The 11,916-nt window shown below is 47.9% G+C and carries 3 protein-coding genes, 4 tRNA genes and 2 rRNA genes (1 of these 9 running past the window's edge); 7 read left to right on the top strand and 2 right to left on the bottom strand.

The genetic code is table 11. The features are described from left to right. From ACGCCZ_RS03200 to ACGCCZ_RS03175, 6 genes are all read left to right on the top strand, one after another. Window positions 1-2,207: ribosomal RNA gene (locus ACGCCZ_RS03200) — 23S ribosomal RNA — on the top strand; it begins 624 nt to the left of the window's first position. Window positions 2,208-2,329: 122 nt separating this feature from the next. Further along, window positions 2,330-2,405: transfer RNA gene (locus tag ACGCCZ_RS03195), tRNA-Lys, on the top strand. Between the two features lie 63 nt (window positions 2,406-2,468). After that, window positions 2,469-2,543: transfer RNA gene (locus ACGCCZ_RS03190), tRNA-Glu, on the top strand. Window positions 2,544-2,601: 58 nt separating this feature from the next. Next, a 5S ribosomal RNA gene (gene rrf, locus ACGCCZ_RS03185) occupies window positions 2,602-2,718 on the top strand. 7 nt (window positions 2,719-2,725) lie between these two features. Continuing rightward, a tRNA-Asn gene (locus ACGCCZ_RS03180) sits at window positions 2,726-2,800 on the top strand. Window positions 2,801-2,896: 96 nt separating this feature from the next. Next, window positions 2,897-2,973: transfer RNA gene (locus ACGCCZ_RS03175), tRNA-Ile, on the top strand. A gap of 397 nt (window positions 2,974-3,370) precedes the next feature. Here ACGCCZ_RS03175 and ACGCCZ_RS03170 read toward each other — a convergent pair. Both ACGCCZ_RS03170 and ACGCCZ_RS03165 read right to left on the bottom strand, forming a co-directional pair. Next, window positions 3,371-3,904, bottom strand: coding sequence for a TipAS antibiotic-recognition domain-containing protein (locus ACGCCZ_RS03170; protein WP_411655279.1), 534 nt, complete (start codon window positions 3,902-3,904; stop codon window positions 3,371-3,373). Then, complete coding sequence (locus ACGCCZ_RS03165; protein ID WP_411655278.1) at window positions 3,841-4,116, bottom strand: MerR family transcriptional regulator; 276 nt, start codon at window positions 4,114-4,116, stop codon at window positions 3,841-3,843. Before ACGCCZ_RS03165 ends, ACGCCZ_RS03170 begins: the two co-directional genes overlap by 64 nt. Before the next feature lie 221 nt (window positions 4,117-4,337). On the opposite strand from ACGCCZ_RS03165, the gene ACGCCZ_RS03160 reads away from it, so the two are divergent. Then, complete coding sequence (locus tag ACGCCZ_RS03160) at window positions 4,338-11,828, top strand: glycoside hydrolase family 97 catalytic domain-containing protein (RefSeq protein ID WP_411655277.1); 7,491 nt, start codon at window positions 4,338-4,340, stop codon at window positions 11,826-11,828. Window positions 11,829-11,916: the final 88 nt, after the last annotated feature.

Below are 11,916 nucleotides of genomic sequence, written 5' to 3'. Positions count from 1 at the left end.
GTAACTGGCAAGGTTAAGGACTTCAGGTCTGGAGCCGCAGCGAGAGCAAGTCTGAAGAGGGCGTATGAAGTCAGTTGTACACGACCCGAAACCGGGTGACCTACCCATGTCCAGGTTGAAGTGGAGGTAAAACTCCATGGAGGACCGAACCGACTCCCGTTGAAATGGTAGCGGATGAGGTGTGGGTAGCGGAGAAATTCCAATCGAACCCGGAGATAGCTGGTTCTCTCCGAAATAGCTTTAGGGCTAGCCTCGTATTAGATTACCGGAGGTAAAGCACTGAATGGTCTAGGGGCCGAGAGGCTACCGAAACCTATCAAACTCAGAATGCCGGATAATTGATGTACGGGAGTCAGACAGTGTGAGATAAGTTTCATTGTCAAAAGGGAAACAGCCCAGACCCACAGCTAAGGTCCCAAAATATTGTTAAGTGGAAAAGGATGTGGGGTTGCACAGACAACCAGGATGTTGGCTTAGAAGCAGCCACTCATTAAAAGAGTGCGTAATAGCTCACTGGTCGAGTGACCCTGCGCCGAAAATTTAACGGGGCTAAACAGTATACCGAAGCTTGGGATTCCGTGAGGAATGGTAGGAGAGCGTCGAATGAGGGGTGAAGTCATAGCGGAAGCGGTGGTGGACTTCATTCGAGTGAGAATGCCGGAATGAGTAGCGCGAAATGTGTGAGAATCATATTGGCCGAAAGTCTAAGGTTTTTGGAGGAAGGTTCGTCCGCTCCAAGTAAGCCGGGAGCTAAGGCGAGGCCGAAAGGCGTAGTCGATGCACATACGGTGGAAATTCCGTAGCCGCCAAAAGATTTAAGATAAGGGACACCCTAGAAAGGCATGACCCGGGCGATGGTCGCCCCGGGCGTAAGGGACCGAAATTAGAGTAGGGAAGCATGCTGGACGGGGGCGAGAAAAGCTTATTGTATATCTGAGGCGCCCGTACCGCAAACCGACACAGGTAGATGGGAAGAGAATTCTAAGGCCAACGGGAGAAGGGTAGTTAAGGAACTCGGCAAATTGGTCCCGTAACTTAGGGAAAGGGACGCCACGGAGACGTGGCCGCAGTGAATAGGCCCAGGCGACTGTTTAGCAAAAACACAGGTCTCTGCTAAATCGAAAGATGAAGTATAGGGGCTGACACCTGCCCGGTGCTGGAAGGTTAAGAGGAGATGTGCAAGCATTGAATTGAAGCCCCAGTAAACGGCGGCCGTAACTATAACGGTCCTAAGGTAGCGAAATTCCTTGTCGGGTAAGTTCCGACCCGCACGAATGGTGTAACGATCTGGGCACTGTCTCAATTACCCGCCCGGCGAAATTGTAGTACCGGTGAAGATGCCGGTTACCCGCGACAAGACGGAAAGACCCCATGGAGCTTTACTGCAGTTTAATATTGGGTTTCGGTAATTTATGTACAGGATAGGTGGGAGACTGGGAAGCCAGCACGCCAGTGTTGGTGGAGTCACCCTTGGGATACCACCCTTAAGTTGCTGGAATTCTAACCTGCGGCCGTGAATCCGGCCGGGGGACATTGTTAGACGGGCAGTTTGACTGGGGCGGTCGCCTCCAAAAAGGTAACGGAGGCGCTCAAAGGTTGGCTCAGCACGGACGGAAACCGTGCTTTAGAGTGTAAACGCGTAAGCCAGCCTAACTGCGAGGGTGACGGCCCGAGCAGTAACGAAAGTTGGAGTTAGTGATCCGGCGGTATGAGAGTGGAATTGCCGTCGCTCAACGGATAAAAGCTACCCTGGGGATAACAGGCTGATCTCCCCCAAGAGTCCACATCGACGGGGAGGTTTGGCACCTCGATGTCGGCTCATCACATCCTGGGGCTGTATTCGGTCCCAAGGGTTCGGCTGTTCGCCGATTAAAGTGGTACGCGAGCTGGGTTCAGAACGTCGTGAGACAGTTCGGTCCCTATCTGTCGTGGGCGTAGGATATTTGAGGAGAGCTGTCCTTAGTACGAGAGGACCGGGATGGACGCACCTCTGGCGCACCAGTTGTTCCGCCAGGAGCACAGCTGGGCAACTATGTGCGGATCGGATAAACGCTGAAAGCATCTAAGCGTGAAGCCGACTCCAAGATAAGATATCCCATAGCGTAAGCTAGTAAGGCCCCTTGAAGACTACAAGGTTGATAGGCTGCGTGTGTAAGCATGGTAACATGTTCAGCTTGGCAGTACTAATAGGCCGAGGGCTTGACCATAGTTCCTTGGTTCAAAGCTTTTTCAGTTAGCTTCTATCTTAAATCTTTATTCAGTTTTCAGTGTACTGGCAAAAAGTATGCTGGCGAATGGTAAGTCGCGGAGGCGGCGAGACCACAGGTCTGCACCATTAGCTCAGTTGGTAGAGCACCTGACTCTTAATCAGGGTGTCCCGGGTTCGAGTCCCTGATGGTGCACCATGAAAGAAGTCGGACGACGGAGGTCGGAGAGATCTCTGGCCTCTGCGTAAGACTGAAAGATGTGGCCCGTTGGTCAAGCGGTTAAGACAGCGGCCTCTCACGCCGTTAACGTGGGTTCGATTCCCGCACGGGTCACCAAAAGCAAACAAGGAAAGTGAATATAGAGAGCTATTTAGACAGGAATGTACTAAATAGAGTTGGTGTCGATGACGATGAGGGTCCACCCGTTCCCATCCCGAACACGGAAGTTAAGCTCATTAGTGCCGACGATACTTGGCTGGCAACGGCCTGGGACAATAGGAAGATGCCAACATAAACATTCCTCCTTAGCTCAGCCGGTAGAGCATGCGGCTGTTAACCGCAGGGTCGTTGGTTCGAGTCCAACAGGGGAGCCACTTTTTGAAGGAACTACATCTTTTGTAGTTCCTTTGGTTTATCCGGATTTTTAGGTTCTGTTTTGCTATGTTTTATAATATTAGTAAGAATTATACGGGCCATTAGCTCAGTTGGTCAGAGCAGCCGGCTCATAACCGGTCGGTCCAAGGTTCGAGTCCTTGATGGCCCACCAAAAAGCTCTTGAATGATTGAAATCATTCAAGAGCTTTTTTTGTAATCAATAGACATCTTGAGTAATTTTATAGACTTATGAGAGATATGATATGGAAGAATCGATATTGTCTTGATGGGTAATTTGAACAATAAGTAAAAGGCCTTCAGAGAACTGGAGGCCTTTTATTTTGATCTGCATTAGCGAAAGGAGAACCCCCGGCTAAGGCGGGGAGAGAAAAAAATATATAAAGTAACGCCCCTTCAGGGGTCCGCTATGAGTCAGCAATGCAGTTAGCCGACCCATTCGTGGCCCCTTTAGGGGTGGGACCCGTATCATGCACTTCTAGCGCTTTCTCAAGCCCCAGGCTTTGCCGGGGGGCCTGACTTGTATAATTATATATTACTCATCGCTTCGTTTATTGAGTACAAGCAAACGTTATAATTTGGTGGAGGTATTTGGATAATCCATCTCCTTCTCGATCGATGAACTGCTGAAAACGTTCATCAGAGATATAGAGTTCACTTAATTGAATAAGCGTATCTTTGGAGCATGGATAAAAATACTCGTCTATAAAAGATCGATATTTTTCAAGCCATTCTTGTACGACTGGGTCGTCCGGAGTTCGTGGTTTAAGACAATTTAGTTCTTGAAAGAAGTTTTGCATTTTTCTTTCAATCTCTTTCCATACCTCTTTGGTATAGGTTCGCGTTCTCTCATGATATTTTTTATAAGTTGACGTATCTTTCCATCGTTGTTCTACTTCTTTTCGGTATTGATCTTTCATAGTACTGATTTCTTGATTGTCAAAGATTTTAAAATCCATCTGTGCCTCTCCTTCTAAGATTTGATTTGTAAGGGAGATAAGTCGTGTGATTCGTTCCTTTTTTAATAATAGAAGGGATTGATGCTTCCGAAGAGCTTCCAAGAGGTTAAATCCTGGCAAATCCAATAGAATTTTAATCTCCTTAAGCGAAAAATCGAGTTCACGAAAAAGAGAATCTGTTGTAATCGAATCAGTTCAGCTTCCCCATAAAGTCGGTAGCCGGCATCCGTTCTTTCAGAGGGGGAAAGGAGGCCGATTTGGTCATAGTGATGTAAGGTGCGAACACTGACATTGCAAGCTTTCGATACTTCTTTTATGGTTTGTTTCACCGAAATCATCTCCTCTTACATTTTTTACTATAAAGGATTACGCAACGTGAGAGTCAAGAACAAAATTATAAAGTGAAGAAATTTTATATATAAGGCGTCAAATGAGTGGTTTTATTTAAATGTACCTAAAAATAGAGAAATTATGGAACACTTTTGGAACACTTCTTCTGCTACAATACTATTGTAATCAAACAGGCTTTGCCTGAAAACAAAGGAGGAGAAGAAAAAACATGAAGAAGAGAGCATGGCGATCGCTTCTGTCGCTTGTGTTGGCATTCACAATGGTATTTACCATTTGGACGCCTGCATTGGCAAAGAGCGAAGCCGCGGGAGAGTGGGATCCTTCCGCAGAGTATAAGCTTCTTACTGTGTTGAAAGACGCAGGAATTGAAGTTTACTCTGGAGACACAAATCCCGGCGCAAAAGTCGACCTATGGTGGAACTATGAGGGCGATGCATTGTGCTGGAGGTTGATTCCGGATGATGAGGCAGAATACTATCGGATTCAGCCCAAAAATACCAATGCGACGGTTTTGATGCCCAAAGAATCAAATGCCGTAGCAGGTACAGCATTAACCCTTGGAAACATTGATGATGCGGACGATTCACAGTGGTGGAAAATCGTTCCTACGGATCAAGATGGCGAGTATATGCTGTTAAACAAAGCTTCTGAAGGAAGTGCAGAAGCATATATCGCTCTGGAGAATGATGGGGTGAACGATGGAACTCTTGTTATTCTCTCCGATGGAACAACAGCTTCGAGCTACTGGAAAGTCAGTAAGGTTGAAGTTGCCCCTCCGGAACCAGTAGATCCGGTTGTCAATGTATCTGCGGGAAAGACGCTTTTGGATGTTGATGAAAGTACTTCGGTAAGTGCAACTGCTTTTGATGAGTACGAAGAACAAATTGCAGTTACAGAAGTAAAGAGTAGCAATCCAGAGGTCGCAGAGGTAACTTCATCGGAAGGTATATACACTGTAACGGCCAAAGCGAATGGTGTTGCTTCCATCGTTGCTTCTGCCACATTGAGTGACGGGACAAAGGTAGAAGGTTATACACCGATCATCGTAGGCACCGAGCCGGTGGATGGGGCTATTTATCAGTTGACAGCGCCAAAGACAGATGTTTCAGCTTTGATTGCTTATGATGAGGCTTATGGAGCCGTATCTTATGCCGCGTTAAGTGATAATTCTGTTGTAGTATCTGCATCTCCGATGGGAATCGTTACAAGTGAGGGAGATTTCCGCAGCGGTCTGGAGTTTGTAGATGTAGAGGAGAGCAACGGAACAGAAGAGTATGAACTGATTGGAGCAAAGGTAAAATATGTCAATGCTCCTTATAAGCAGATGACATTCCAGTTTGAAAAAGCGGGCGTACCGTATGCTATCATTTTGAAAGTATTTGATGATGGCGTTGCGTTCCGTTACAGTATCGATGGAGATGAGAACACAGATCTGTCGATCTCTTCAGAGCATACAGGTGTCCGTTTGCCAGATGGTGCGTATACTTGGGCAATGAACTACAGCCAATCCAATGAAGATGTGGAAATTGAGCATGCCTCCATCAAAGAACTTAATTATCAGTATTCTATGCCATTGCTCTATGAGACCGAAGACGATGTCTTTGCTTTGGTAAATGAAGCCGATCTCAACGGTACATACTGTGGCGCACAGATGACTGGTGATGGCACTGGCTTGTTGAACATTGTCTTTACCCCAGAGCAAACAGACGATGTTGAAACGACTTTACCGTTCGCCAGCCCATGGCGCTATGTCGTTATTGGCGACTTGCAGACTATTACCAACAATACTTTGGCAGAGTCCTTGGCGCCTGCAAGCAAGGTAGAGGACACCAGCTGGATTGAGGCGGGAACAGTGGACTGGACCTGGTTGAATGGTGATCTCCGTCACGACCAGCTGCCAGATGGCGTTTCCTTTGAAACTGCTGGTTTGGAATACTATAAAAAGTATATTGATTTTGCCGTTGAAATGGGTTGGAAATACCAGCTTTTGGATGAAGGCTGGCAGCCTCGCGGCAATACAGCAGCTGGCGAACATGAATACGAAGGTTATTATGATTGGATGCCCGACTTGATTGAGTATGCTGCAGAAAAAGGCGTCGGCTTGATTGTTTGGGCAAGAAAGGCTAATTTGACCGATGATGATTATCGGCAAAAGCTCTTTAAAGAGTGGGCGGATATGGGCATCAAAGGCATTAAACCAGACTTCTTTGATTCCCAGGATCAGGAGACGATTCAGCTCATCGAAAAAATGATGGCGGAAACGGCTGAAAATCATATGCTGATCAACGTGCATGGTGCCGGCAAACCGACTGGTGAACGCCGCACTTGGCCGCATGCGATTGCCCGTGAAGCTGTTCGTGGTGCAGAGGCTTATGCGGTTGATAATATCGAGACTTGGGGTGCCGTCATGGATGCCCATCATAACTGCTCGTTGCCGTTTGTTCGCGGCGCAGTAGGTCCGATGGACTACACTCCTATGGTATCGTATGGTGCAAATGACAATTTGACCAATCATAATCCTGGCCGTTTTACCGTAGCACATATGACTGCGCTGCCGGTGATCTACGAATGTGGTTTGCAGTGCTTGGCGGACAAGCCCGATGTCTATCGTGCACATCCTGGATATGAGCATTACTTTAAGAATATGCCATCTGAATGGGATGAAGGAATCCTGATCGATGGTTATCCGGGCGACTATGTAAATATGGCCCGCCGCAATGGTGACGACTGGTATCAGGGAATCATCTGTGATGGTAAGCTGGACGCAACCTTCTCACTCGACTTCTTGGGTGAAGGTGAATATGTTGCCTATATTTACAAGGATTCTCCGGAAGTTCTGGCGGAAGGCCCTGCTGCATACGATCAATTTGGCCGTCATGACCAGGATGGAAGCAATCTGGTAGTCGACCAAGCGACGGTTGACAGCAGTATTGTTGAAGAAATCAAGGTTGTTACAAAAGAAGATACCTTGACAATCCCGCTGGCGGAGACCGGCGGTGCAGCGATCCATTATGTCCCAAGAGACCAAGTTGAAGAAGAGATTCCGGCTGTTTCAGAGGCAAAGCGGATTACAGACCGTCTAATTGAACTGGACTGGAATCAAGATGTAACTGGTGCTGATGAAAAGTCTAGCTTCAAAGTCATGGTCAATGGCCAAGAAGCAGCGCTCAACGATTATGGATATAATGCAGGAAATGGAGCTCTCTACTTCGATCAAATGACCACTTTGGAACTGAAAGAAGTTCCTGCACAGGATGCACAGATCACCGTTCAGGTGGTTGGTTCTGTAACCAATGAAATGGGAGAAGCTGCTGATACAGAGACTGTCTATGCTGTTGTCGCTGCTCCGTTCTATACACAGTCTGTTAAGGCAGATTGTGGGATCACGGTGAAGTCCAGCGACGCTGTGGAAAAATCCACACTGCAAGCTGCGGCGGATATTGTGGATGTGATGCTTTCTGCACGTTCCGATGTTGTGGAAAAAATGATTGAAAATGGTGCGGAATTGGCTGTGTATGGTAAGGGCGAAAGTGCTTACAGCATTCCTGAGCATCGCGCAACCTATGATCCCGATATGTACTATGTAGAGGGATACGGCGGGATGGTTGGTAACCCGGTTGCCAGCATCTATGATGCAAACGTTCTCCGCCTCCTGCAAAAAGATTCGCCGGACCATTATACTGGTTATGAAAATGAATCCGTATTGGTACATGAATTTGGTCATTCCGTGCATTTGCTTGGCGTCGATTCCATTCCGGAGTTGAAAGAGGAATTTGATGCAGTTTATGCATCTGCCAAACAAAAGAATCTCTGGCCGAACAGCTATGCGATTTCGAATCGGGAAGAGTATTTTGCAACATGTACGGCAATCTGGTTCAATGTCATGTCTGAGTCTGCCGACGGTTCTTGGGATGGCGTTCGCGGTCCGGTGAATACCCGTGAAGAACTCAAGGCATATGATGTTGATATGTACAATTTCCTTGCAAAGATTTATCCGGAAACAGAAGCCGTTTCGGATGCATGGGCAGACGTACCTGACAATTTCCATCCGGGCGAAGAGCCTGAGGAACCAGAATGGGATACAGAAGCCAGCTATAAGTTCCGGACGGTCTTGAACGACAGCTGCATCGAATCCAACAGCAACAACTCCAGTGCAGGTGCAATTATCGATCTGTGGTGGGATTTCGATGGCGAGGCCCAATATTGGCGACTCATTCCGGACAGTAACAATGAATACTTTATGATTCAGTTGGAATCGGCCAGTTCCACCGTTATGATGCCGACGGACTCCAACGCCGCAGAAGGTGTGGCGTTGACTCTTGGCAACATCGATGAAGAAAATGATGCGCAGTGGTGGAAGATCGTTCCAGCAGAACAAGATGGCCAGTATCGTTTGATGAACAAGGCGTCCGAGGGTTCTCCTCTGTATATCGCTTTGCAGAATGATGCGACTGAAAGTGGGACATTGGTAATCTTGGCAAAAGATACGGCCCCGTCCAGTGTTTGGGTAGTTGAGAAACAGGAAGTCAATGAGAATGTTCATAAGGCTGATCCAGATGCCATTTATCTGAGCGATCTGGAGTGGCTCAATGCAGTGGACAGCTGGTTCCTCGTACGTAAGGACCAGACCGTCAATCAGACGGAGATTTCCTGGAACGAAAATGGCCAAACGGTTATCTACGAAAAGGGTATTGGTACCTTTGCACCGTCTCAGGTAACCTTCGACATCACTGGCCTGCATGCAGAAACCTTTAAAGCCATCGGTTGCTTCCCGGCTGGCGCAGGGAGCTGTGAATTTATTGTGCTGGCAGATGGAGAACAAATCCTCTCTAAGACTCTTTCCTATGATGGAAATCAGATCTCGCCAGACAATGGTGCTTTGGAAGTGGCGATTCCGGAAGGAACCAAGATTTTGACCTTGTATGCAAAGGGCAGCAGTAGCACAACATGGGCAGATGCTCGCCTCTATTGCGATAAGGAAGCTCAGAAAGACTTGGCTCGTGTTACCATCAAAGCAGAGGAAACTCATCTTCAGAAGGGAGCAAGCTCTGCCATCAATCTGACTGGTTACATCGGTCAAGTTGGCTGGGGCGGTATGCAGAATATCGAAGCGGATCTGACAAATGCCATTATCACCTACAGCAGCAGCGACGAATCCGTTGCAAAGGTAGAGGATGGAAAGATCGTAGCTGTTTCGGACGGTACAGCAACCATTACATGCACCGTAGAACTGGACGGCGTGAAACAGTCCTCGACTTTGGATATCATTGTTGGCAATGGAAATGAGAACTCTTGGACCGTGGTGTCTCCGGATGGAAATATTGAGACTCTGTTCACCTTGCGCGATGATGGATCGGTTGTATTTACAACTTCGAGAAATGGAAATACCGTTATCGGAACTTCCCCGACTGGCTTGGTCACCAACTTGGGCGATTTCCGTACCGGTTTGACCTTCGTCGATTCTAAGACAGAAACCGTCAAGGATTCTTATGACTTGATCGGCGCGAAGAAGAGTCATGTGGATGCAATAGGCACCGAACTGACTTTGAATTTTGAAAAGGATGGCGTGACCTATCGCATCATCAGCCGTGCCTATGATGATGGTATGGCGTTCCAGTATGAAATCGAAGGCCAGGATGGCGAAGAGTTGACGATTTCTTCTGAAGCAACAGGCTTCTTGATGCCGGACGGTTCCGTTGCACAGACGATGGACTTCGATAAGGCCAACGAGGAGCGGTATTATCAGAAGGAAATCGAAGAACTGGAGGGCGGTTATTGCATGCCGCTGCTCTATGAGACGCCAAATGGCGATTGGGCACTGCTGTCTGAAGCAGCGCTTACTCCACAGTATAGTGGCGGACAGATTGTTGGCCATGACACCGGTATGTTGGACGTCGTGTTCTCACCGGAGCAGTTCAGCGATGTCGTAACGACCGCGCCGTTCACCTCTCCGTGGCGTTTCATGGTTATTGGTGATCCGGCAGATATTGCAGAAAATACCCTTGCAGAAACGTTGAGTCCGGACAGCGTAATCGAAGATACCAGTTGGATCGTACCGAGTCCGGTCGACTGGACTTGGCTGAATGGCGATCTCCGCCATGACAATCTGCCGGAAGGCACAACATGGGAAGAGACCGCACCGAAGCTGTACAAGCAGTATATTGACTTTGCAGCAGAGATGGGCTGGAAGTATCAGCTTTTGGACGAAGGCTGGCAGCCGCGTGTATACAACCGCGGCAATGACCTGTATGACGGTTACTATGACTGGATGCAGGAAGTTCTGGATTACGCAGAAAGTAAGGGCATTGGCCTGATTGTCTGGGCAAACAAACGCGATCTGGATACACCGGAAGAGCGCGAACGCATCAAAGAATGGGCAGAGATGGGCATTAAAGGCATTAAGCCAGACTTCTTTGATTCTCAGAGCCAGGAGATCATCCAGCTCCTGGACATCCTGACCAAGGAAGCCGCAGAAAATCATATGCTCATCAACATCCATGGCGCCGGTAAGACCACCGGTGAAAGAAGAACCTATCCGAACGCAATTTGTCGTGAGGCGATTTCGGGCGGCGAGAGTTGTGTAAATGATGCATACTTTGATTGTATGCTGCCGTTTACTCGCTTCGCAGTAGGCGCTGCGGACTTTACTCCGATGGCTTCCTATGGCAATACCTTTGGAATGAAGTCGGTTACCCAGGCACACCTGGTTGCACAGACCATTATGTTTGAATGTGGAATTCAGACGATGGCGGATAAGCCGGATGTATACCGTGGACATGTAGCATACGAGAATCTCTTTAAGAATCTGCCCACCTCTTGGGATGACAGCATTCTGTTGGACGGCGATCCGGGACATTATGTCAATATGGCACGCCGTACAGGGGACGATTGGTATGTAAGCATCATGGGCAATGAAGCTCGTATTGCAGAGTTCGATCTGGACTTCTTGGAGGATGGTGCAACTTATACCGCATATATTTTCCGTGACAGCGATGATCCGACAAATGATGATAGCAATAAAGCAATCATCACAGAAACCAAAACGCTTACAAAGGGCCAGACAATGTCCATCGATATTAAGGCAACTGGTGGCGCAGTCGTAAAGATCATTAAAAATGCAGAGCAGACCGACTGGACAGAACTGAAGGCTGCACTGGATGAAGCAAAGAGCCTGGATTCGAGCAAATATACGGCAGCCAGCTGGAACGTTTTGGAAACAGCAGTTAAGGCAGCAGAGCAACTCCCAGCGGATGCAGATCAGGCGGCAATTGACGCATCTGTAAAGGCAATTAAAGATGCTATCGATAAGCTGGTTAGAAAGTCCAGCGGCGGTTCTAGCAGTAGCTCCAGCAGTTCTTCGAGCGCTAACAATACGATGGGGTCTGACGGAGTGGTTGTAGCGGTCGGAACGGGAGCAGCAACGGCACAGCCGAAGGTTGTATCCGACACAACGGTTGACTTTACGGTAAAGAGTGGCAGTGCATACTGCTTCAAGATGACCGTAGTCAATGGAAATAATTTGATGCCGAGCTTTACAGTGGGCAATGGCAATGTGCTGAAGACTCAATTCGTGACTCAGATTGGAAACGACTATTACTTCCGGGTATGGGCCGTTGGCACACCGGGCCAGAGCACAGGCGTTTATACGACCTTGCCTGGCTATTCCGCAGTGAAGCATTGCACGATTACCATTGGTTAAACGTATTGAAAAATTCTTCTGCGGGAACTTCCCGCAGAAGAATATCCCAAAAAAGTTGAATAGCAAGTAAAAAGCGCCTCCTGCCGCA

The sequence above is a fragment of the Anaeromassilibacillus sp. SJQ-1 genome (genome assembly GCF_046693725.1).
Classification (GTDB): domain Bacteria; phylum Bacillota; class Clostridia; order Oscillospirales; family Acutalibacteraceae; genus Anaeromassilibacillus.
The sequence above is the reverse complement of the archived record's forward strand: the minus strand, read 5'-3'. Positions and strand labels throughout refer to the sequence as shown.

What these genes read in the sequence shown, in the direction of transcription:
- ACGCCZ_RS03160 (WP_411655277.1), top strand. Translation starts at nt 4,338, where the DNA reads ATGAAGAAGAGAGCATGGCGATCGCTTCTGTCGCTTGTGTTGGCATTC.
- ACGCCZ_RS03165 (WP_411655278.1), bottom strand. Translation starts at nt 4,116, where the DNA reads ATGATTTCGGTGAAACAAACCATAAAAGAAGTATCGAAAGCTTGCAAT.